The 23,611-nt window shown below is 44.8% G+C and carries 20 protein-coding genes; 12 read left to right on the top strand and 8 right to left on the bottom strand.

All coding sequences use genetic code 11. From position 1 onward, the window contains the following. Positions 1-10: 10 nt before the first annotated feature. The 7 genes from dapB to NO989_RS06200 all read left to right on the top strand — a co-directional run bounded on the left by dapB (position 11) and on the right by NO989_RS06200 (position 9,736). Positions 11-814, top strand: coding sequence for a 4-hydroxy-tetrahydrodipicolinate reductase (dapB, locus tag NO989_RS06230; protein ID WP_014976121.1), 804 nt, complete (start codon positions 11-13; stop codon positions 812-814). Between the two features lie 371 nt (positions 815-1,185). After that, positions 1,186-2,316 (top strand): glutamine-hydrolyzing carbamoyl-phosphate synthase small subunit, encoded by a 1,131-nt coding sequence (gene carA / locus NO989_RS06225; protein ID WP_014948979.1) that lies wholly within the window; start codon positions 1,186-1,188, stop codon positions 2,314-2,316. Positions 2,317-2,329: 13 nt separating this feature from the next. Continuing rightward, positions 2,330-5,551 carry a carbamoyl-phosphate synthase large subunit gene (carB, locus tag NO989_RS06220; protein WP_014948980.1) on the top strand — a complete coding sequence of 1,074 codons (3,222 nt, stop codon included), beginning with the start codon at positions 2,330-2,332 and terminating at the stop codon, positions 5,549-5,551. Between the two features lie 117 nt (positions 5,552-5,668). After that, positions 5,669-6,145, top strand: a complete 477-nt coding sequence (gene greA, locus NO989_RS06215) for a transcription elongation factor GreA (RefSeq protein WP_014948981.1) — start codon at positions 5,669-5,671, stop codon at positions 6,143-6,145. Between the two features lie 440 nt (positions 6,146-6,585). Next, positions 6,586-8,436: a hypothetical protein gene (locus NO989_RS06210; RefSeq protein ID WP_371342248.1), complete on the top strand. Its 1,851-nt coding sequence runs from the start codon at positions 6,586-6,588 to the stop codon at positions 8,434-8,436. Between the two features lie 10 nt (positions 8,437-8,446). Continuing rightward, the gene (locus tag NO989_RS06205; RefSeq protein WP_014976126.1) at positions 8,447-8,986 is read left to right on the top strand and encodes an NUDIX hydrolase; all 540 of its coding nucleotides are present in this window, start codon (positions 8,447-8,449) and stop codon (positions 8,984-8,986) included. A gap of 357 nt (positions 8,987-9,343) precedes the next feature. Beyond that, positions 9,344-9,736 carry a DUF3224 domain-containing protein gene (locus NO989_RS06200; RefSeq protein ID WP_014948986.1) on the top strand — a complete coding sequence of 131 codons (393 nt, stop codon included), beginning with the start codon at positions 9,344-9,346 and terminating at the stop codon, positions 9,734-9,736. A gap of 101 nt (positions 9,737-9,837) precedes the next feature. Here NO989_RS06200 and NO989_RS06195 read toward each other — a convergent pair whose 3' ends face one another. Beyond that, complete coding sequence (locus NO989_RS06195; RefSeq protein ID WP_014976128.1) at positions 9,838-10,287, bottom strand: Hsp20 family protein; 450 nt, start codon at positions 10,285-10,287, stop codon at positions 9,838-9,840. A 389-nt stretch (positions 10,288-10,676) separates the two neighbouring features. Here NO989_RS06195 and NO989_RS06190 point away from each other — a divergent pair, with 389 nt between their 5' ends. Continuing rightward, a complete protein-coding gene (locus NO989_RS06190; protein ID WP_014948987.1) occupies positions 10,677-11,858 on the top strand; it encodes an acetate kinase in 1,182 nt (393 codons plus the stop codon). Positions 11,859-11,902: 44 nt separating this feature from the next. Beyond that, the gene (pta, locus tag NO989_RS06185) at positions 11,903-14,044 is read left to right on the top strand and encodes a phosphate acetyltransferase (RefSeq protein WP_371342247.1); all 2,142 of its coding nucleotides are present in this window, start codon (positions 11,903-11,905) and stop codon (positions 14,042-14,044) included. A gap of 43 nt (positions 14,045-14,087) precedes the next feature. Here the strand turns inward: pta and NO989_RS06180 are convergent, their stop codons facing one another. The 6 genes from NO989_RS06180 to miaB all read right to left on the bottom strand — a co-directional run bounded on the left by NO989_RS06180 (position 14,088) and on the right by miaB (position 20,551). Next, positions 14,088-14,831 carry an NYN domain-containing protein gene (locus NO989_RS06180; RefSeq protein WP_014978876.1) on the bottom strand — a complete coding sequence of 248 codons (744 nt, stop codon included), beginning with the start codon at positions 14,829-14,831 and terminating at the stop codon, positions 14,088-14,090. Positions 14,832-14,952: 121 nt separating this feature from the next. Beyond that, a complete protein-coding gene (lnt, locus tag NO989_RS06175) occupies positions 14,953-16,452 on the bottom strand; it encodes an apolipoprotein N-acyltransferase (RefSeq protein ID WP_371342246.1) in 1,500 nt (499 codons plus the stop codon). A gap of 106 nt (positions 16,453-16,558) precedes the next feature. Further along, positions 16,559-17,416, bottom strand: coding sequence for a CNNM family magnesium/cobalt transport protein CorC (corC, locus tag NO989_RS06170; protein WP_014978878.1), 858 nt, complete (start codon positions 17,414-17,416; stop codon positions 16,559-16,561). Positions 17,417-17,532: 116 nt separating this feature from the next. Next, positions 17,533-18,009: an rRNA maturation RNase YbeY gene (gene ybeY / locus NO989_RS06165; RefSeq protein WP_014976133.1), complete on the bottom strand. Its 477-nt coding sequence runs from the start codon at positions 18,007-18,009 to the stop codon at positions 17,533-17,535. Further along, positions 18,006-19,088 carry a PhoH family protein gene (locus NO989_RS06160; RefSeq protein ID WP_014978879.1) on the bottom strand — a complete coding sequence of 361 codons (1,083 nt, stop codon included), beginning with the start codon at positions 19,086-19,088 and terminating at the stop codon, positions 18,006-18,008. The genes ybeY and NO989_RS06160 overlap by 4 nt, the downstream gene beginning before the upstream one ends. Before the next feature lie 29 nt (positions 19,089-19,117). Then, positions 19,118-20,551, bottom strand: a complete 1,434-nt coding sequence (gene miaB / locus NO989_RS06155; protein ID WP_014948994.1) for a tRNA (N6-isopentenyl adenosine(37)-C2)-methylthiotransferase MiaB — start codon at positions 20,549-20,551, stop codon at positions 19,118-19,120. A 305-nt stretch (positions 20,552-20,856) separates the two neighbouring features. On the opposite strand from miaB, the gene NO989_RS06150 reads away from it, so the two are divergent. The 3 genes from NO989_RS06150 to NO989_RS06140 all read left to right on the top strand — a co-directional run bounded on the left by NO989_RS06150 (position 20,857) and on the right by NO989_RS06140 (position 22,796). Beyond that, positions 20,857-22,056 carry an FAD-dependent monooxygenase gene (locus NO989_RS06150; protein ID WP_371342245.1) on the top strand — a complete coding sequence of 400 codons (1,200 nt, stop codon included), beginning with the start codon at positions 20,857-20,859 and terminating at the stop codon, positions 22,054-22,056. Next, on the top strand, positions 22,056-22,232 hold the full coding sequence (locus tag NO989_RS06145) for a hypothetical protein (RefSeq protein ID WP_014948996.1): 177 nt from the start codon (positions 22,056-22,058) through the stop codon (positions 22,230-22,232). The genes NO989_RS06150 and NO989_RS06145 overlap by 1 nt, the downstream gene beginning before the upstream one ends. A gap of 81 nt (positions 22,233-22,313) precedes the next feature. After that, positions 22,314-22,796, top strand: a complete 483-nt coding sequence (locus NO989_RS06140; protein WP_283615542.1) for a hypothetical protein — start codon at positions 22,314-22,316, stop codon at positions 22,794-22,796. 77 nt (positions 22,797-22,873) lie between these two features. On the opposite strand, the gene NO989_RS06135 is transcribed toward NO989_RS06140, so the two are convergent. Next, positions 22,874-23,464, bottom strand: a complete 591-nt coding sequence (locus tag NO989_RS06135) for a TetR/AcrR family transcriptional regulator (protein ID WP_014976138.1) — start codon at positions 23,462-23,464, stop codon at positions 22,874-22,876. Between the last annotated feature and the right edge of the window lie 147 nt (positions 23,465-23,611).

The following is a 23,611-nucleotide window of genomic DNA, read 5'->3' as shown; positions in this document are numbered from 1 at the left end:
AAACGAAAAAATGAAAGTAGGATTATTTGGCGCCAACGGGCGTATGGGACGGGTTTTAGTTGAAGCGCTAGATTTAAGTGACGATGCACAACTTAGCGTGGCAACGGTACGCGATGATTCACCTTGGGTTGGACTAAATGTGGGCGAACTTGCGGGCATTGGCAAAAAAGACGTTGATTGTACTGCGCTATCAGATTTAAGTGGTAATGATGCAGATGTAATGATCGATTTCACCCTGCCTTCGGTTATTGAAAGTAATCTTACGTGGTGCGTTAAAAATAAAATGCCTGTTGTTATTGGAACTACTGGATTAAACGATTCACAGTTAGCGGCACTCGACGAAGCAGCAAAGCATATACCTATCGTATTTGCGGCTAATTACAGTGTGGGCGTAAATTTAATGCTTTCCCTAGTTCGACAAGCTGCAAGTGTGCTGGGTGAAACGGCTGACATCGAAATAACAGAAGCACATCACAGATTTAAACAAGACGCGCCTTCTGGTACAGCCATGGCCATTGGTGAAGCCATTGCTGACGAATTGGGCCGTGATTTAAAAACCTGCGCTGTATACGGCAGAGAAGGAAAAGAGCCTGAACGCGACCAAGGTACTATTGGCTTCGCAACAATTCGAGCCGGAGACATCGTCGGTGAACACACAGCCTTATTTGCAGATATTGGTGAGCGCCTAGAGATTACGCACAAGGCATCAAGTCGACTTACTTTTGCAAAAGGCGCAGTGCATGCAGCGAAGTGGTTGTATGGAAAAGAACCTGGTCTATACTCCATGGTTGATGTACTTGATTTAAAGCTATAGGCGTTTTTATGCCAGCATGCTGTAGCTAAATTAGCAGGCGAGCTTGAGGGCGTTATCAAAGTGTTAAACTAAAGTTGCACTTTAAATGAGCAATAAGCCGTACTTTCGGTGGTTCTGCGCAAAAATGGTGGTATAAGCGGTATTTTAGTAAATTATTACAAATAAATTTGCCATTTTCGGTCAGTGATGTATACTCGCCGGAATTTGCCAGAATTTCGTATTCTGAGGCCGCCAAAATGGCTGAAGAGTGCGGTTTTATTAGCTGCAAAGATCGTAAAACGGGATGTATTGTTATCAATAACTCCCGTTTTTTGTGGGGTTTGTGCAGAAAACTGCACAAACACATAGTTTTCCTTAATCTGGAGGTTGACTTGGCTAATTCTGCCCTTTTGGTGTTAGAGGATGGTTCTGTTTTTAAAGGTACGGCGATAGGCGCTACAGGCTCCGCCGTTGGGGAAGTCGTTTTTAATACTTCCATGACCGGCTATCAAGAAATTCTCACCGACCCATCCTACGCTGAACAACTCATCACCCTTACTTATCCACACATTGGCAACACCGGCACTAACGAAGAAGACGTCGAAGCAGATAAAATCTGGTCGAAAGGTCTAATCATCCGTGACCTACCTCTTGTTGCTAGTAACTTTCGTCAACAGCAAACTTTGTCTGAATACCTTAAAGCGAAAGGCGTTGTGGGTATTGCCGACATTGATACACGTCGCTTAACGCGTATCTTGCGAGACAAAGGTGCACAAAACGGCTGCATTATTTGCTCTGATGAATTAGACGAGTCTAGCGCACTAGCGCAAGCAAAAGCTTTCCCTGGCCTTAAAGGCATGGATTTGGCAAAGGTAGTAAGTATTACTGAGCCAAAAACATGGACAGAAGGCAGTTGGGAACTTGGTAAAGGTTATGTAACACCAAGCGAGTTCAAATATCACGTTGTTGCTTTTGACTACGGTGTTAAAAATAATATTCTTCGCATGCTAGCTGACCGCGGTTGTAAAGTTACGTTAGTACCAGCGCAAACGCCTGCTGAAGACGTACTAGCCATGAATCCTGATGGTGTATTTTTGTCAAATGGCCCAGGCGACCCAGAGCCATGTGACTACGCAGTAACCGCAATCAAAACTATCGTCGAAACCGGTACGCCTGTATTTGGTATTTGTCTTGGTCACCAGCTACTTGCTATCGCAAGTGGTGCGAAGACAGTGAAGATGAAGTTTGGTCACCACGGTGCAAACCACCCGGTTAAAGACCTTAAGCGCAATGTAGTTATGATCACTAGCCAAAACCACGGTTTTGCAGTTGATGAGTCTAGCTTGCCAGATAACCTAGAAGTAACTCACATTTCGTTGTTCGACAAGTCGCTGCAGGGTATTCACCGCACCGACAAACCTGCGTTCAGCTTCCAGGGTCACCCTGAAGCCAGCCCAGGTCCTCATGAAGCGGCACCGTTATTCGACCACTTCATCGAACTTATTGAACAACACAAGCAGTAGGAATTAGCCCGCTATGCCAAAACGTACCGACATACAAAGTATTCTTATCATTGGTGCTGGCCCTATTGTTATCGGCCAGGCTTGTGAATTCGATTATTCAGGCGCGCAAGCGTGTAAAGCCCTTCGAGAAGAAGGCTACCGTGTTATTTTGGTTAACTCTAACCCAGCAACCATTATGACCGACCCAGAAATGGCAGATGCGACTTATATCGAGCCTATTCACTGGGAAGTAGTTCGCAAGATCATTGAAAAAGAACGTCCAGATGCCATCTTACCTACAATGGGTGGACAAACTGCGCTTAACTGTGCGCTAGAGCTAGACAAGCACGGCGTACTTGAAGAGTTCGGTTGTGAGCTCATCGGTGCAACGGCAGATGCAATCGATAAAGCAGAAAACCGCGAGCGCTTTGACAAAGCAATGAAAAACATCGGCCTTGAATGTCCACGTGCGGAAATCGCGCACAGCATGGATGAAGCGCACGATGTACTAAGCCGCATCGGCTTCCCTTGTATCATTCGTCCGTCTTTCACCATGGGTGGAACCGGCGGCGGTATCGCGTACAACATTGATGAATTTAATGAAATTTGTCACCGTGGCTTAGACCTTTCTCCTACCAACGAGCTGCTTATCGATGAATCGTTGCTAGGTTGGAAAGAGTACGAAATGGAAGTAGTACGCGATAAAGCAGATAATTGCATTATTGTATGTACTATCGAAAACTTCGACCCTATGGGCGTGCATACCGGCGACTCAATCACAGTTGCTCCAGCACAAACCCTGACTGACAAAGAATTCCAGCTAATGCGTAATGCAGCGATGGCTGTACTGCGCGAGATTGGTGTTGAAACCGGTGGTTCAAACGTACAGTTCGGTGTAGATCCGAAAACTGGTCGTGTAGTAATCATCGAAATGAATCCTCGCGTATCGCGTTCATCAGCACTTGCTTCGAAAGCAACAGGTTTCCCAATTGCGAAAGTAGCAGCGAAACTTGCGGTAGGTTATACGCTAGATGAATTAGCAAACGACATTACAGGTGGCCTAACGCCAGCATCTTTCGAGCCGTCTATCGACTACGTAGTGACTAAGATCCCACGCTTTAACTTTGAGAAGTTTGCCGGTGCTAACGACCGACTGACTACTCAAATGAAGTCGGTAGGTGAAGTGATGGCCATTGGCCGTAACCAGCAAGAATCACTGCAAAAAGCCCTTCGCGGTCTTGAAGTAGGTGCGACAGGCCTTAACCCAATGGTTGACCTTGAAGACCCTGAATCACGCAATAAAGTGGTTTATGAACTTCGTCAGCCTGGTGCAGAGCGCATTTGGTACATCGGTGATGCATTCCGTATGGGCATGACGGTTGAAGAGGTATTTAACCTTACCAATATCGACCGCTGGTACCTTGTACAGCTTGAAGATCTTATTCTTCTTGAAGCTAAAGTAGCAGAGCTTGGTTTACCAGGTATTGATGCTGACTTTATGCGCGCACTTAAGCGTAAAGGCTTCTCTGATGCGCGTCTTGCTGAGCTAACCAAAGTGGCAGAAAGCGATATTCGTGAAACCCGCCGTGACTTTGGTATTTCTCCTGTCTACAAGCGTGTAGATACTTGTGCAGCAGAATTCTCTACCAGTACAGCTTACATGTACTCAACGTATGACGAAGAGTGTGAAGCAGCGCCAACTGACAAAGACAAGATCATGGTTTTGGGCGGCGGTCCAAACCGAATTGGTCAAGGTATTGAGTTCGACTACTGCTGTGTTCACGCGGCGCTTTCAATGCGTGAAGACGGTTACGAGACCATTATGGTTAACTGTAACCCTGAGACAGTATCTACCGATTACGACACATCAGACCGTCTGTACTTCGAGCCAGTAACGTTGGAAGATGTACTTGAAATCGTTGCTAAAGAGCAGCCTAAAGGCGTTATCGTGCAGTATGGTGGTCAAACGCCACTTAAACTTGCGCGTGCACTAGAGGCGGCGGGTGTACCGGTTATCGGTACCTCACCAGAAGCGATTGACCGTGCCGAAGACCGTGAGCGCTTCCAGCAAATGGTGAACAAGCTTAACCTCAAGCAGCCTGCGAATGCCACGGTAACTAACGTTGAGCAAGCGCTAACTATGGCTGAAGAGATTGGCTTCCCGCTAGTGGTTCGTCCAAGCTACGTGCTAGGTGGTCGTGCGATGGAAATCGTGTATGACCTCAAAGATCTTAAGCGTTACCTTAATGAAGCGGTTAAAGTGTCCAACGACGCGCCAGTATTGCTAGACCGTTTCTTGGATGATGCTATTGAAGTTGATATCGATGCTATTTGCGACGGCAAAGACGTAGTGATTGGCGGCATCATGGAACACATTGAACAAGCGGGTGTTCACTCCGGTGACTCTGCGTGTTCATTACCTCCACACTCGCTTTCAAAAGAGATTCAAGATGTCATGCGCGAACAAGTTAAAGCCATGGCGCTTGAACTTGGCGTAGTCGGTCTGATGAACACACAGTTTGCGATTAAAGATGGTGAAGTATACCTAATCGAGGTTAACCCTCGTGCAGCACGTACCGTTCCATTCGTTTCTAAGGCAACGGGTGTACCTCTTGCTAAAGTTGCAGCACGTGTAATGGCTGGCGTGAGCCTAGCCGAGCAGGGCGTAACAGAGGAAGTGATTCCACCTTTCTACTCTGTGAAAGAAGTGGTGCTTCCATTTGCTAAGTTCCAAGGTGTTGACCCACTGCTAGGCCCAGAGATGCGCTCAACGGGTGAAGTAATGGGCGTTGGCGATACCTTCGAAGAAGCCTATGCTAAAGCTAACTTAGGTGCGGGTGCGCCACTACCTAAGCAAGGTAAAGCGTTAATTTCAGTACGTGATAACGACAAGCCTCGTATGATCGCACTGGCAAAAGCGTTAGTCGAAGCGGGCTTCAGCATTGAAGCTACCCGCGGTACGGCTACCGAGCTTTATGATGCAGGCATAATGAGTACTGTGGTTAATAAGATGTCTGAAGGCCGCCCTAATATTGTTGATGCAATCAAAAATGGCGAATACGCGTATTTGATTAATACAACAGAAGGTCGTCAAGCCATCACCGACTCAGTGTACATTCGTCGTGAAGCCTTGCTAAACAAGGTAACCTACACCACGACAATGAACGCAGCGTTCGCAACTATCCGTGCTAAGTCTGCTGATGACCGCAATAAAGTGGCGTCAGTTCAAGAACTACACGCTAGACTCAAACACTAATGACATACGCTAGGATACGAGGTATCCTAGCAATATTACATTTGTGTGAACGAATAAAAAGTGCGCCTTCGCGGCGCACTTTTCTGTTTAAATTACTAGCTAAGTGAGACGGTATTCATGAGTCAGTATCCAATGACAGCGCGCGGCGCTCAAATGCTGCGTGACGAATTAAATGAGCTAAAAACCAAAACACGCCCACGTATTATCGAGTCTATTGCCGAAGCACGTGAACATGGTGACTTAAAAGAAAATGCTGAATATCACGCGGCCCGTGAGCAGCAAAGCTTCTGTGAAGGCCGCATTCAAGATATTGAAGGCAAGCTATCAAATGCACAGATTATCGACGTTACCAAAATGGAAAATACGGGAAAGGTTATTTTCGGCACTACCGTAACCATTCTAAACGTCGATACCGATGAAGAAACCACCTACCGTATTGTTGGTGATGACGAAGCTGATATTAAGAACAACTTGATTTCGGTTAATTCACCTATCGCTCGTGGTCTAATAGGCAAAGAGCTTGATGACATGGTAACGATTCAAACGCCAGCCGGCGCAGTTGAAGTTGAAATCATCGAAGTAGAATATATCTAACTACGCAAGCCAGCAGAGTCCTTCTGCTGGCTATATTTTCCGTCACAAAACTTCTGAATCCGATCATGGATTTGTAATCTGTTAAGCCAAAGCGTTTTTTAATTTTCTTGCCTGTGTATTGTTGTTTAGTAAGCATTAATTGAACTCAACGGTTAGCACTGTTCCTGCTTCGCTCGTACTTTAAGTATAAAATTAAGTGATGACGCTGTCCCGTTAGCTCACTTTTGCGTTTTCCTATCCCAAAATACATGCGATTTAATGCAGAGCAACAATCAGTTACTGCAACGCACTATTGCGGGGTTTAACGTAGATTAAGAACGGTAAATAGCCCGAGCTTAAAAAATTGTAGTCTCTGACTGGCGGGGCGCTCTACTTAAAATCATTGCTCAATCTACTTACACTAAGTATGATTTTTCCTTTTGTTTTCGAAAGGATGCATCATGGCTTATGATTTTGGTTCTCAGACTCTAGGGATAAAGAACCCATTTAAGACAGAAGGAGCGCTTAGAACACTGGGTGGTGTCTTAACGCTATTGTTAGCGGTTTACGTTGTTTTCACAGTACCGGCAATATTTGAAGCCAACAAGGTGAAAGGCTATACCTTGCTAGCGGTTGGTTTTGTTTTAGTAGTATCGGGAATACGCCATACGGCGGTTGGTATCCTTCAACTTATGCGCTTTTTTGTAGGTAGAACGGTTCCCACTTCACTGGCCTACAACTTCTCAAAATCTGAACAAGATGCTGCTCAGGCAGAGCAAAAATCCCTGCTTTACTCAAAAGAGTCACTGCACTCTATGCTTATGGGAAGACGAAATACTACCTTTGAGGAGCCAAAAGGCTGGCTCGCTCGGCTAGTTCACAGCGTTTTTCCTAAGCTTGTTTTCTTACCATACCCGCTACGCCATCTTGCCCAAGAAATTTTAGCCATGGGGGCGACACTTATCGTGGGCTTAGTTACCTACGCCATCGTCTATTTTTTAGTAAGTAATGGCTTTGCAGGTGAAGTCGCAAAAATTGTCGTTATGCCTGTTCTTTCTTTGGTATTGCTTATCTATTTTGTTGCCAACTGGACCTCTACGGCAAAGGGCATCCATAACGAAGGAAACTCGCAACTTGCTAAAGCGGGAGGGTTGTCAATTGGTGTAATCATTGGATTAGCACTAGTCGTTCCTCTTGGTGCGGGTGTGTTTCTCGATGGTGTGGTGGGAAGTAATATCAATGAACTTAAAACTTGGTCTGAAGAACATGCTTTTTTTAGCGCTTGGCTGAACTTTGTATACCTTTTCATCAGTATCGGCGTGGTGATAGGTCTTGTATTTCCCTTGCTTAAAAAGCGCATGGATTTAGTGACACCACAAACTGAAGTCAGCGAATTTCGAGCAAACATGCAAGAGTCTGTTCATCCCAATGAGATTTTTATCAATATAGAAAACATCGTGCTTGCCAACCGTCGTTACAAGGAAGTCCCAAACAGAATATACGCCGATTTTGTTCCTAAGCTTAAAGAGCAGGCTGAAGGGAAGGGTAGTTTCGAAGGGGAATTACTGATAGAAACTCAGCCAACCCTCAGTGAGGGGGGGGCATTACCCAGAGGGGCTAAAGTAGCGCTGAGCGCCATTGCGCAAGTTGTCGTCGTTGTTGCCGCGGTATTGTTTTACTCATCTGGCGTACAGCTTGCTGAGCTACTACATCTGGTTATCAATATCGGTGTAGATAACAGCGCACTGTTGAACAATGCTTTTTCTATGGTCAATAATTTACTCATGCTGATATTCGCTTGGCTTACTTTCAGAGCGGCAGGAAGTATTTTAAATAACGCGTCTCACATGTTTTGGGGCGAGCTGAACTTTAACTCTTTGCTTATGTACATGAAAACCGAAGGCACGTATACCGAGTCTAGAGTTTCAACAGGTATGGCAATTCACGATTCTACACGGTCTGAAAATGTCGTAGTTAGAAGCAGTATCACACCGTGGATCATTACTAGCCGAATTAACACTTCTATATTCGCCACTAGCGGTATGAACAATCTGGAAGCCCCGCGCTTTGTAATGGGAATGAACAAAAACGACGGAGAATTGAAGGAAATCGTCGACGAAATTAAAGCATTCTTACGCGGTAGAGAGACCATCGCTTCAATCACTAATGAATCAGACTTAGCCAATGCAAGTACCATTCATCAAGTTAATCAACAAACCCGAGCGTTTAATAAAAACCCTGACGATCGCCTAACACTTAAAGAGACGGAAGAAAGTGCAGGTTTTCTTCGAAACGAAAAAGACAGTGAGTGAGGAGTGAGGCATGGCTGATATTAAAACACTAGATACAAAAGTTGTGTACGAAAACAAATGGCTTCGCGTAAGAGAAGACAAAATACAACGCAGCAGTGGAAACGAAGGCATTTACGGCGTGGTGGAAAAGCCTGACTTCGCTATTATTTTACCGATAGAAGGCGATACGGTTTACATGGTTGAGCAATATCGCTATACCATAAAAGAGCGCCAGCTTGAGTTGCCTCAAGGTGCATGGGAAAGTAACCCTGATGTCGACCCTGTTGAATTGGCGAAAGGTGAACTTAAAGAAGAGACTGGCTTAACTGCAGATTCAATGGAATATGTGGGATTTCAATATTTAGCATACGGTTTTTGTAATCAGGGTTATCACATTTATGTAGCTAAAGGCCTCACCCAAGGCGCACAAAAACTCGATGTTGAGGAAGAAGACTTGCGCGTTGTTTCACTCTCCTTAAATGAATTAAAGGAGAAAATAAAACGTGGAGAAATCAAGGACGCAAGCACCTGTAACGCAGTGGGGTTAGCCATGCTTAAGGGGATTATCTAGGGCCTGTTGTCCTTTGGTTTACGAATTTTGGTCTAAATGGAAGCCTTTTAATCGCGAAACAGTCCTGCAAGCCTAGCGGGCTAAGTTAAAGGACTGTGACAAAGAGTAAAAGGCTTCCATAACGACCCCTTCGGGCAGCGCCTTTGTGCCATCTATACTGCGTTGAATGTTCTCGATTTAGAACCACTAAACCGTCAAACATTCGCCTTGTCTAGATGGCACACAGACCGCTGCAAAAATGTACAACAAAGGTCAACAGGCCCTAAACACCCTGTTACAATTTGCGGACTGTTTTTTCCTTTCTGAGAAGCTAGGGTTTACAGTTTATAACTAAAAACCATTTATAAAGAGATATTTATGGCGTTCAAAGGAAGCTTTTCCATTACTCAATGGGACGAAGACACACTTAGTGAAAGATCTGAGGGAATTAAGGTATCTCACGCTAGTATTAAGCAGGTGTATTCTGGTGAAATGAGTGGCGAATCTAATGTCGAGTTTTTGATGTCTTATCAATCTCAGATGTCTGCCAAATTTACCGGGTTTGAAACCTTCGTTGGCGTAGTAAACGGTATGCGCGGCACAGTTACTTTTCAGCATGCCGGTAAGTTTGAGAATGGAGTTGCAAGCAGCGAATTTATATCAATTGAAGGGTCTGCTACAGGTGAACTGACGGGGAAAAACCTACGAGGTAACTTTAAGTCTGGTGAATCGGGTAAAGCTGATTACGCCATTGAAATCGACAACGCTTGAGTAATGGGTAAGCGCCAACTAAAAGCGATTTTTTTAAGCCCAAAAAAAACGGCGCCGAAAGGCGCCGCTAAAAGTTGGGAAACAAACCAAGAAACTAACTATTAATTTTCAATTAAACGAGAACCAATCTCTATTTGACGAGGCTTCTTGGCTTCAGGAATGACTCGCTCCATATCGATGTGTAACAGACCGTTTTCCATATCTGCAGCTAGCACTTTTACATGGTCGCCAAGTTGGAATTTACGCTCAAAGTTACGCTCTGAAATACCCTTGTGCAAGAACTTACGCTCTTTGCTTTCTTTATCGTCCGCTTCCGTTTTCTTCGTGCCCGTAATCGTCAACGTGTTTTCTTCAACCTGAATAGAAACGTCGTCTTTACTAAAGCCGGCAATGGCCATGGTTACACGATACTTGTCATCGCCAAGTAACTCTATGTTATACGGCGGGTAGGTACTTTGCTTCTCAGCACGAGATGCTGCATCAATTAATGACGCTAGGTGATCAGAACCAATGAATGAACGGTAAAGTGGAGATAGATCGATAGTACGCATAGTCATATCCTCAAAATTAAGCAATATGTTAAAAGTTTAAATGCCCCGACTCTGCGGCGGCGGTTTTGTCGACCTGACCTTTCAGCGCCGACAAAACATATATAGGAATGGCCCAAATACTTTTCAAGAAAGAAAATGCATATTTTTTCCAAAAAACTTGGGTTTAATTTTAAGTGTATGTATTTATTGGTTTTATTTGTTTCTTTTTTTACGGCATGAAATGAATCGCGTGCTTTTCAATAAATATTGAGAAAAAACCTCACATACAATAAGTGTATGCGATGTTTTTTATAAAACATTTAGCAATTGTTTAACCAATCCAGTTGTTTATAAATGCTACAATTTGGTTAAGCAAAATGTCTTACCACTTTTATTTGTAAATTAAAAAAATGAAGAAAGAAGTTATAGTTTTAAATTGCGGCAGTTCGTCCGTAAAGTTCGCGATAATTGACGCTGACACTGGAGAGGCTGGACTGTCTGGTATTGCTGAAGCACTAGGTAATAGTGATGCTAGTTTGTCTTACAAGTTAAACGGCAAAAAAGAAAAACGCGCACTACCTGAAAAAGCTGGCCATACCGAAGCGTTAAGCGCAATTTCAGAAGTTATCGCTAGTACGGGCGTTAAGCCTATCGCAATAGGGCATCGTGTTGTTCATGGTGGTGAAAAGTTTAAGCAGGCTGCACTTGTCGATGATAGCGTACTAAAAGCAATTGAAGATTATGCAAGCATGGCTCCGCTTCATAATATGGCGAACCTAAAGGGGATCGTCACGGCGCAAGAGGCTTACCCTGACCTGCCTCACGTAGTCGTATTTGATACTTCTTTCTTTCAAACCTTACCCCAAAAAGCCTTTATTTATGCTTTACCCATGTCGCTTTATCGCGAGCACGGCATAAGACGCTACGGATTCCATGGAACCAGTCACAAGTTCATACTTGATAGCATGGCAAAAATTCTTGAGAAGCCGGTTTCAGATACCAGCATTATCAGTGCCCACCTAGGCAATGGCTGCAGTGTGTCGGCTATAGAAAAAGGTGTGGCGGTAGACACAAGCCTTGGCTTTATTCCTCTTGAAGGCTTAGTTATGGGCACTCGCTGTGGCGACTTAGATCCGAGTCTACCGGGAACGTTGCAGAAGAAGCTTGGCAAAACCGCAGATGAGATAAGTGATTTACTGAATAAACAGTCTGGATTACTTGGTATCTCAGAGCTAAGTAACGATTGTCGAACCCTTGAAGATGCGGCGCTTGAAGGTCACGAAGGTGCACTATTGGCCATTGAAATCTTTTGCTATCGCTTAGCTAAATACATCGCGGGTTATATGGTAGCCGTGCCCACGTTAGACGCTATTGTATTTACAGGCGGAATAGGGGAGAACTCATCGCTTATTCGTGAGACAACTATGGGGTATTTCGCCCACTTTGGAATTAGCTTAGATGAGCAAAGAAATACCGACGCGCGATTTGGTCAAGGTGGAAAGATTACCGCTGATACCGCATCAACGGCAGTTTATGTTGTGCCTACAAATGAAGAATGGGTGATAGCCGCAGAAGCTGCAACCTTCGCGTAAATTATATAAGCAACGCCAACGCGTTAGCAAAAGCAGGAGTAACTATGTCTCGCAGAATTATGTTGATCCCCGTGGGTACCAGTGTGGGCCTAACTACGGTCAGCATGGGCCTTGTTCGTGCTATCGAGGAACAAGGCATAAAGCTCAATTTCTTTAAGCCCGTTGCACAGCCACGCAAAGGCGATAACGGCGAAGAGCGCTCTACAGCAATTATTGCGCACCATGCCAGTGTGTCTCCCATCACGCCTTTCGAGCTTGAATACGTAGAGCGAATGATCAGTAACGACAGCACCGATGAACTCTTAGAGGAGATCATCGAGCGGTTTGAAGAAAGCAGTGTTCAAGAGGCTGTTACTGTTATTGAAGGATTGGTGACAACTCGCCATCATCCTTATGCAGAGCGCCTGAATTTAGAAATTAGTCGGGCACTTGATGCCGACATCGTTTTCGTGGCTGTGCCGGGAAATGAGTCGACCACGGATATCAATCATCGCCTCGAAATCGTTGTAGACACCTATGGCGGTCACAAAAGTCAAAAAGTAGTGGGCTGTATCTTCAACAAGGTTAACGCGCCTTTTGATGAACATGGTCGCTTACGCGCTGATATTGGCGCAATAGAAGCTCCTGAGCACGACGAAGAGCGAACCCAAGCGTTACGTGATTTGCCTATTTTCAAAAAGGGCTTGAGTCTACTTGGCACAATTGACTGGAGCGCTGATTTAGTATCTCCTCGCGCCACCGACGTAGCGAAGCATCTTAACGCTAGCTTGTTAAACGAAGGCGAGCTGGCTGAGCGGCGTTTAAGTAGCGTCACGTTTTGCGCGCGAGAAATTCACAACATGACGCACACCTTAAAGCCGGGGGCGCTACTTGTAATGTCGGGTGATCGCGGCGATGTTTTTGTGTCGTGCTGTTTAGCTGCATTAAACGGCACAAAGCTAGGCGCGCTCTTGCTTACCGGCGGCTATCAGCCAGATGAAAACATTATGGCGTTGTGTAGCCAGGCCATGGAAACGGGTTTACCGGTTATGCTGGTAAATTCCAATACGTGGCAAACAGCACAAGCACTTCACGCTTTTAATCAGGAAGTACCTGTAGATGACAGTAAACGCATTGAAAAGGTGATGGTTCACACAGCGGAAAGTTTAGACGCAAGATGGGTAAATTCACTTACCCAAAAAGTGTCGCGCCAGAAAAAACTCTCTCCATCAGCGTTTCGTTTTTACCTAACAAACCGTGCAAGGCAGGTAAATAAACGCATTGTGCTTCCTGAAGGAAACGAGCCAAGAACCGTGGTGGCGGCCTCTATTTGTGCCAAACGGGGTCTTGCTCGTCCTGTATTGCTAGGCGATGAAACTGAGATTAGGCGGGTAGCAGAACAGCAAGGTGTTGTACTGAGCGAAGGCGTTGAAATTCTCTCGCCGTCGGCCATTAAAAAAGACTATGTTGAGAGCTTAGTGGCGCTACGCGGCCATAAAGGTGTGACGGAAGTGGTTGCCCAAGAGTTGTTAGAAGATAACGTAACTCTGGGCACGATGATGCTTCAGCAAGATGACGTGGATGGATTAGTGTCAGGTGCAGTAAATACAACTGCGAACACTATTCGCCCAGCGCTCCAGTTAATAAAGACCGCTGAAAACGCGTCTTTGGTGTCGTCAGTATTTTTTATGCTGTTGCCTGACCAAGTTTTGGTTTACGGCGACTGTGCAATTAACCCAGATCCCAACGCTCAACAGCTCGCTGATATCGCTATTCAATCTGCGGAATCTGCACAAATGTTTGGCATTGAACCGCGGGTTGCGATGATTAGCTACAGCACTGGTTCGTCAGGTGCAGGAAGCGATGTAGAAAAGGTGAGAGAAGCGACCAAAATTGCGCAAAGCCTTCGCCCTGATTTACTTATTGATGGTCCACTTCAATACGATGCAGCGGCTATCGAAAGTGTGGGCAAGAGCAAGGCACCAAATAGCCCTGTTGCTGGTAAGGCAAACGTGTTTGTTTTTCCTGACCTCAATACCGGAAATACCACTTACAAAGCGGTACAGCGTAGCTTCGATCTAGTGTGTATTGGCCCAATGCTGCAAGGCATGCGAAAGCCCGTTAACGATTTAAGTCGCGGTGCATTGGTAGACGATATTGTATTTACCATAGCACTTACTGCTATTCAGGCGGCAGGTGATAGCTAATATATAGTTGGATGTCGTTCAAAGGTATTGACTTACGCAGCGTCTAGTATTTTGGCGCTGCGTATTTTGATTTGCCAATTTGCTTCGCTTTTTTCTTGTCTCTAACCCATAGCACAGAACCATTAGTTTTCTTCATTTCAAAAAGATCTATGGCTTGAAATAAATCACTCAGTTTCTTGAATCCATAATTGCGTTGATCGAAGGATGCATGGTTTGAAATATGTGTTCCAATTGGGCCTAACATCGCCCAACCTTCATCATCTTCCACAGCTTCAACTGCTTGTCTTAACAAGTTCATCAACCTAGTGTCGCTTTTGATGTTCTTCGTATCTTTTTGAATCAGAACTTCTTTCTCATTTTCCTTGTCCAAATAAAGGAACCGAGAACAACTATTTACGAAAGCTAAAGGCGCTTTTCGTTCTCCAAAGCCTATGACATATTTCCCATCAGCTAATGAGCGAGTTACCAAAGGTGTAAAGTCGCAATCTGATGATACAAGGCAAATAACGTCTATATCCTTTGTGTACAATACATCCATTACATCAATAACTAATGCCATGTCTGTTGCATTTTTACCTTTGGTGAGGTCAAACTGCTGTATTGGCTGAATCGCAAACTCATGGAGGACATCTTCCCATGGTTTTAAGTTTTGGTTCTTCCAATTTCCGTATGCTTTTCTGATATTAACAACGCCGTAACGAGCTAGTTCAGAAAGTACCTTATCGATTTTCTGAGCCGGTGCGTTATCAGCGTCAATAAATACCGCGATTTTTTCTTTATCCTTCACGTAGAGCTTCCTTGCAATTAGTTTCGTTTAAACCACTGAGATATTGATTAAATTTTTGCTAACTTAAAATCTAGCATCAAAGAATCATCAATCGCAGAATGGAGCAAAGTGACTAAAAGTTCTATTGCCTTCTAACTATCAAAGCAGCAGTCATCAGCGCGATAACTATAAACCAAACACCTAGCTCTTGAAGATGGTAATACGGTGTAAACCCTCTGGTTGCGACAACAGGCGCCGAAATATTACCTGCCATGAATTGAGGTAGCCGAGCAGTTATTTCGCCTCTGTGGTCTATAAAAGCCGTAATGCCATTATTTGTCGCTCTAACGACAGGGCGGCCTAACTCAAGGGCGCGCATTTGCGCTATCTGCAAATGCTGAGCAGGCCCATGTGAGTGACCAAACCACGCATCATTACTCACGGTTATGATCATGTCGGTATTTTCGTATACATTTGCCATCACTTGATGAGGAAACGCAATTTCAAAACAGATAGCGGGGGCTAGGTGAATGCCGTTAGCTTCAAGGTTTGCCTGTTGATAGTCACCTCGAGAGAATGATGACATAGGTAAATCGAATAGGGGAGCGAGCGGGCGAAGCCAGTCTTCAAAAGGTACGAATTCGCCTACGGGCAATAGATGATGTTTCGAAAATCGGTTGTTGTGGAAATATTGATAGTCGGGATAAGCGGCATCTGGCGTACGTTTACCTAGCACAATTAGGTTGTTCCACGCTTCATCAGTTTCCCAGTTGTAATTAACAATACCCGTAATAAGTGCCGTGTTCTCTTGAAAGGCTCTTTCGTTAACTTTAGCAAGATAAGGTTGGGCTAATGGCTCAAGCTTTGGAACCGCGGCTTCAGGCCAAATGATAAGGTCGTTATCCCATAAGCTTTCAGTTAATTTCCAATAGGTTTCCATGGTTGGACCATCTTGCTCTGGCACCCATCGCAGACTTTGCGCGATGTTGCCTTGAGCCATGCCTACTGAGTAGGTTTTTTGGGGGGCAACCCAAGTATGTTGTTTAAGAAGGTAGCCACTGGTAAATAAGCACAGCGCCACTAGCACTGCGTTGGCGAAAGTTCGCTTATTGTGTATCAACGCAAATAGCGTAGCGCTGATAACGATAAGCGCGCTTATTCCCGTTTCTCCGATGATTGGCGCAAAGCCTGAAAGAGGGCTCTCTAATTGACTATACCCTAAAGATAACCATGGAAAGCCGGTTAGCATCCAGCTTCGTAGCCACTCCGCCGCAACCCAGAAAAGAGGTAACGCCATTGGCCACAAGTGGGGAGAGAAGTACTTGGCGGTTAACTTGGTGGCAAGCGCAGGATAAAGCGATAAGTAACCACATAGCAACGCCATAATGCCAATAGATGCCGCAATGGGAAGCCCGCCAAAGTCGGCAATACTCACATGAACCCAGCTTATACCCGCTCCAAACCATCCCGCACCGAACAGCCATCCGGCTAAAAATGGGCGATGTCTGAGCTTTATCACCTGACGTATAGCAAGTGCAAGCGCAGGAATAGTTAAAAGCCACATGTTAAAGGGAGCGAAAGCAAGGGTTAAGCTTGCACCACTTAGTAAAAGAAGAAGGTGGGGGGTAAACCGTTTCAGCATAGGAGTCATCTGATCGTGGTTAATAGAGTTGTTACGTCAACATAGGGTGAGCACGAATAAAATCATGCTGCCCTATGCTGAAACAGGCGTAGTTTGCGTTACTTCACTATTCGAGCGAAGGCACTGAAACCTTAAGTTGGATAAGTCGGCGCTTATCAGAGTTAGTCACTTTAAATTGAATGTCGTCAATGGTGATTTCGTCATTGGTTTCAGGCATATGACCAAACGCTTTCAGAACAATACCGCCAATAGTGTCGGCTTCTTCTTCGCTAAACTTGGTTTCAAAAAACTCGTTAAATTCGTCAACCGGCGTTAAGGCTTTAACAGAGTATGTTGATTTATTTAACGGGCGAATATCATCGGTACCATCTTCTTCCGTATCGTATTCGTCTTCAATTTCACCCACGATAATTTCAAGGATATCTTCAATCGTGACTAGACCAGACACACCGCCATATTCATCTACAACAATGGCCATGTGGTAGCGTTGCTGACGGAACTCTTTAAGCAGAACGTCCACGCGTTTACTTTCTGGGACAATAACCGCAGGGCGCAGAATATCGCGAAGGTTGAATTCTTTTTCCGCGTTAAATGCAAAAGCTAAAAGATCTTTTGCTAACAAAATACCTTCGATGTGGTCTTTATCTTCGCTGATAACGGGGAAACGGGAGTGAGCAGATTCAAGCATTACAGGTAAAAACTCTTCTACCTTTTGCTCTACATCGATGGTGGTCATTTGAGCGCGAGGGATCATGATATCCCTTACTCGCATTTCATTTACCCCAATAACCCCTTCAATCATTTCGCGGGTTTGTGGGTCTATGATTTCGTTCTGTTCAGCATCAGTAATAACCGATACTAACTCTTCTTTACTTCTCGGCTCGCCAGAAATTGAATTTTTTAGTTTATCTAACCAACTCTTGCCTGATGAGCCGTTGGTAGAGTGAGGATTATCGTCGCTCATAATGTCCGTTTAATTGTTAGTTCAACGCCAACGTTAAAATGGTTCTTGCTGGTCGTCAATGTTTTATTGTTATTAAGTGTTAAAGTACTTAACTAACAATGGTTTATATTGAATTGTTAATCAATATATTCGTAAGGATTAGCAATGCCAAGGTGCGCAAGAATATCAATTTCCTTGCTTTCCATTACCTCAGCTTCCGCATCATCAATATGGTCGTAACCCATTAAATGCAATAGCCCGTGAACAGTCATGTGCGCGTAGTGGTTGCTTACGTCTTTATGCTGTTCTTCGGCTTCTCGACTAATAACGGGGGCACAAATAACCAGGTCGCCTAAAAGGTTTATTTCTATACCTGGAGGCGCTTCAAACGGAAAAGATAAAACATTTGTGGGTTTATCTTTTCCTCTGTATTCATGGTTAAGGCTTTGACTTTCGGCTTCGTCAGTAAAGCGAATAGTCACTTCTTGCTCAGCTAACCCTTCGTACTTGAGCACGGCGTTAGCCCAAAGCTCAAGTTCCGAAGGTGAGGGAATGGCCGACAAAATGGCCTCGTCACCTTCAAACGCTTGCTGTACATCAATAATGGCGCTCACGATACGTTGTCGTCTTTCGTTTGCGTGGCATTATCGTCTTGAGAAGCCTGTTCACGTTGAAGTCGCAACGCTTCTTCTTTACGTGCTTTGCGAAGACGCTCTTGTTCAGCATCGTGCACTTCATAGGCTCTTACGATACGCGCAACCACAGGGTGGCGGACCACGTCTTCAGCGTTAAAGAAGTTGAAAGAAATGTCATCCACTTCACTTAACACTTCAATAGCATGACGAAGACCTGATTTTGCACCGCGAGGTAAGTCTACCTGTGTGATGTCACCGGTGATTACCGCTTTTGAATTGAAGCCAATTCGGGTCAAGAACATTTTCATTTGCTCTACCGTGGTGTTTTGACTTTCATCCAGGATAATAAAGGCATCGTTCAGCGTTCGACCGCGCATATAGGCCAGCGGTGCAACTTCAATGACGTTGCGTTCCATAAGCTTTTCTACTTTCTCGAAGCCCAACATTTCAAATAGGGCGTCGTAAAGCGGACGAAGGTAGGGGTCAACTTTTTGTGAAAGGTCGCCGGGTAAGAAACCGAGCTTTTCACCCGCTTCTACCGCTGGGCGGGTAAGCAAGATACGGCGAATTTCTTGTCGCTCAAGCGCGTCCACAGCAGCAGCGACCGCTAGGTAGGTTTTACCCGTACCGGCAGGTCCAATACCAAAAGTAATATCGTGGTTTACAATGTTCGCCACATATTGCGCTTGGTTAGGGTTACGCGGCTTAATCACACCGCGCTTGGTCTTAATATTCACTTCTTTGCCGTAGCCGCCGGTTGCGTCTTTTTCAATAACGCGGGCTTCTTGAATGGCAAGATGAACTTGTTCTGCTTCTAGCTCGGGAATACGGCCCTTAATAGGCTGAGTTTCTACATAAAGAAGCTTAAGTAATTCGCTGGCACTTTTTATTTGCTGCGGTTCACCCAACACCTTGAATGCGTTATTTCGGTAGGTAATCTCTACGCCTAACCTGCGCTCAATTTGTTTAATGTTGTCATCAAAGGGGCCACATAAACTCGACAAACGTTTGCTATCTGCCGGTTCTAATTCAAATTCGTTACTAACCAATGTACTCAAGCTACTTTTTTCCTCGCTATAAAATGTATTTAGGCTGGGTTAAATTGACCCACGCCAAGCTCATCGGGCAAATCTGCCTGATGCTTTGCCATGATAGATTGGGGCGAAACGGCAACACGCAAGCCCATTTCGCTCTCTCTGCGCACAACTTCGCCACGTAGTGAGTTAGTGAATACGTCAGTGATGTTCACGTCAACGAATTCGCCAATCATGTCAGGCGTACCTTCAAAGTTCACTACACGGTTATTTTCAGTACGTCCCGAAAGCTCCATTGGGTTTTTCTTTGACGGACCTTCAACCAAAATTCGCTGCTCTGTGCCAACCATGTGACGAGCAATACGAAGAGCCTGTTGCGTAATACGCTGCTGTAGCAGGTGAAGACGTTGCTTCTTAGTTTCTTCACTTACGTCATCTACTGCGTCGGCAGCAGGCGTACCCGGGCGAGCACTGTAAATAAAGCTGAAGCTAAGGTCGTAATCGACTGCCTGAATCAAATCCATGGTGGCTTCAAAGTCAGCATCGGTTTCACCTGGGAAACCAATAATGAAGTCGCTCGACAAGCTAATGTTCGGGCGAATTTTCTTCAGCTTACGCATTTTAGACTTGTATTCGATTGCTGTATGGCCACGCTTCATCAAGTTCAATATACGGTCAGAGCCGCTTTGAACAGGCAAATGTAGGTGGTCTACTAACTCCGGAATAGACGCGTATGCTTCTATAATGTCATCAGTAAATTCAACCGGGTGTGAGGTGGTGTAACGAATTCTGTCGATACCGTCGATGGCCGCTACCAATTCAAGCAGCTCAGAGAAACGACAAATTGTACCGTCGTAATTTTCACCGCGATACGCGTTAACGTTTTGACCTAGAAGATTTACTTCACGCACGCCTTGACCTGCAAGCTGAGCGATTTCAAGCAACACGTCGTCAACAGGACGGCTTACTTCTTCACCGCGGGTGTAAGGCACAACACAGAATGTGCAGTATTTTGAACAGCCTTCCATGATTGAAACGAACGCCGTTGGACCTTCAGCACGTGGCTCAGGCAAACGGTCAAATTTTTCAATTTCCGGGAAGCTTACGTCAATGACTGACTTTGCGCCGCCCTGAAGCTGATTGATCATTTCAGGCAAGCGGTGCAGTGTTTGTGGACCAAAAACTAAGTCTACGAACGGCGCGCGCTGACGAATGGTATCGCCCTCTTGAGAGGCTACACAGCCGCCTACACCGATAATAAGTTCAGGTTTATCTTGCTTAAGTGTTTTCCAACGGCCTAGCTGGTGGAACACCTTTTCCTGTGCTTTTTCACGAATTGAGCATGTGTTAAGCAAAATAACATCGGCTTCTTCAGCACTTTCTGCAGCACTGTAGCCATGCGTTGAGTCTAGTAAGTCTGCCATTTTCTCCGAGTCGTACTCGTTCATTTGGCAGCCCCAGGTTTTGATATACAGCTTTTTAGTCATAACAACTATTCGATAACCTGTTAGTGTTCCTGTAAGTGAGAGCAGTTTCACCGTTGTTTAGAAAAGGTGGCTGCCAGAATGTTGTTTTACGTGAAGCGCTTAAATCACCACGTAAAAAACACTGATAATGTCAGTTACAGGAAGATGTTCAAAATAGCCGCATATTTTACCTGTTATGCAAGCATATTCCCAGTATCTTGAGACGATTCGTTAAGAATTGATCTAGGGGAAGCCAGTTCTACGTTTTACTTCACAGCGCTTTGTGTTTTAAGACATAATGCAAGTGCGTGTTTTAAGGAGAGTAAATGGTCGATTTTTGTATAAATGGCGGCGGTATGGTAGGTGCTGCACTTGCGTTGGGGCTTGCTCAGCAGCAGTTTAAAGTAGCAGTGATAGAGCCGTATCTACCAGCACCTTTTAACGCTGAGAAGGGGCCTGACTTAAGGGTTTCAGCCATCAGCGAAGCATCGGTAACGCTGTTAAAAGCCCTTGGCGCTTGGGAACACATAGCCGCCATGCGTGTTAAACCTTACACAGGCCTAAGCGTGTGGGACGACCCAGCCCATCGAACAGACTTTACCGCACAAAGTATCGACATGCCCCAACTAGGCTTTTTTGTGGAAAACCGATTATTGCAGCTGGGGTGCCACCACGCATTTAAGCAGTTTGACAATGTTGAGCTCATTACCGGACAAACGGTGCAAGATATTCAATTAACGAATACGGCTAAGGTCAGTCTTTCGAATGGCAGAACCATTGAAGCGAGCTGGCTTGTTGGCGCAGATGGTGCAAACTCTCAGGTAAGAAAGGCGGCGGGCATTGGCACCACAGGTTGGCAATATGCGCAGCAGGCGATGGGGATCACTATAAAGATGGAGAACGCCGTTGAACCTGTAACCTGGCAGCAGTTTACATCGAGTGGTCCTAAAGCCTTTTTACCTATGTTTGATAACTTCGCTTCGCTGGTTTGGTATGACTCGCCTGACGAACTCAAACGGATTAAAAGTTTAAAAGCGAACCAACTTGAAAGTGAAATTCTTAAAACGTTTCCAGACGAATTAACCAGAAATGGCAATAGCTTTTCAGTTATTGATAAAGCGATTTTTCCGCTTACCCGTTCCCATGCTAATCAATACGTTAAAGGCAGATGTGTGTTAGTTGGTGATGCAGCACACACTATTAATCCGCTTGCCGGACAGGGTGTTAATTTAGGTTTTAAAGATGTAGAAACCTTTCTTTCTGTGTGTGCTGAATTCAAGCCATTCGGTAGCGACAACGCATTGTCGCTAACCGATAAAGTATTTTCTCAAAGGCTTATCAGCAATTATGAAAAGCCACGAAAGCGAGATAATTTGGTGATGATGACGGCAATGGATGGGTTTTATACCTTGTTTAGCAATGACGTTGCCCCCATAAAATGGATAAGAAACCAGCTTCTTTCTGTGGCGCAGCGCATAGAGCCTGCTAAACAAGAAGTGCTCAAATATGCGATAGGGTTACGATAATGGAAGTGTTAATTTTACTGGCGGTGTTATTTGGTGCGCTAGCATTGATTATACCGCTAATAGAACGCTCTAAAATGCGAATCAGTAATGAGGATGCTGCGAAATGGGCTAAGTGGATTTGGCCCTTAATGGGGATTTTGCTTATCGCCCAGTTGTTGCGGTTACTGTTCTCTTAGCTTCTGCTTAGGTTTAAAAAGTCACAAAATCTAGCCACTTGCCGAACTCAAATCAATTCACTTTTTCAAAGGTTCAAAGGAATGACCGTACAATTTTCGCAAGGGTTCTCCAATCAATGTCCGTGGGTTAATCTAAAAGGCTATAGCCTTTATTATATTTGGCAAGGGCATCCAGCAGACGAAGGCGAAAAACACTTTTATCAGTTGAAGAGTAAACCTGACCCTGAAAAGGTTGAGGTGATGTCTGCCTGCTGGGATGGCTATGCAGGCAGTTACCAGTTAAGTGCTGAAGGAAGCCTTATTCTCACTCGGTTTCATTACTTCCTCCCCAACGGGTTAGGGGAGTCCGATGCCTTACTTGAGGAGTTACACGGCGACTTTTACTTAGAATTTAGAACCCACTTTGAAGGCGATCAGCTATATGTACCGTTTGCTGATGGTAAAGTGACTGTTGACCAGGAACAGTGGGTTGAGGTTAAGCGAGCCTACATTAATATGAAAACGGACAAAAATGGTTTTTCCACTTGGTTTAATCGGTTCATTCCGAACCGCTTATTTAAGTAAACAAGGGCTCATCCAACTGGTTTCACGGCAATTTTCATGAAATGCACTGCGTCAGTTTTTGTAAGCCTTCAACTACATTAATGTGTTTGTTGTGGCCATTGTCCTTTCAAGTCGATAATGACTTTGTCTATCATCTTAATAGTTGTTTGATTATCGTCTTGCAGTAAGGCAAACGCTCGTAAGCCAACGAACTGATTTTGAAGCCACTCTGCGGCAGTTGACGTTGGCGTATGTTCAGGTAGCTCACCTTTTTCGATACAGGCTTCAATAATATTTCTAAAACCAGCCTTAAGGGTTTGCATGCTCTCAAGTACAGCTTTTTTGGCAATATCACCAATGAGTTCTAATTCTGCAATAGACTTAACCAGCAAGCACTGGCGCATGTAGCGTTGCTCGTCGGGGCCAGTTAATGCTGTTTCAAAAAAGTGGTAAAGAGCATCTAAAGGTGATTGAGCTTCTGTGACTTGCTTTAAACGTTTTGCACTGTTGTCTGCATAATGCTCAACAACAAGTTTGAATAAACCTTCTTTGCTTTGAAAACGCGCATAAATACTACCCGGACGCATATCCAATGCCTGCTGAATATCACGCATGCCAGCCGCCTGAAAGCCTCGTTGCCAAAAAAGCGTAGTGGCTTTTTCTATAATCTCATCGTGGTCATATTTCATCGCTGCATACCTTATACGTGAATATTTTGAACATATGTTCAATTATCGCTTGAACGATCGTTCAAGTAAACCTATTATTATTGGCATACGAGTTGTGAGTAGCGCAAAGCGTTGCTTGCAGTTTTTGATCACATCAATAGGAGAGTG

The organism is Alteromonas sp. DY56-G5 (assembly GCF_041414725.1).
Taxonomy (GTDB): Bacteria; Pseudomonadota; Gammaproteobacteria; order Enterobacterales; family Alteromonadaceae; genus Alteromonas; species Alteromonas macleodii.
The sequence above is the reverse complement of the archived record's forward strand: the minus strand, read 5'-3'. Positions and strand labels throughout refer to the sequence as shown.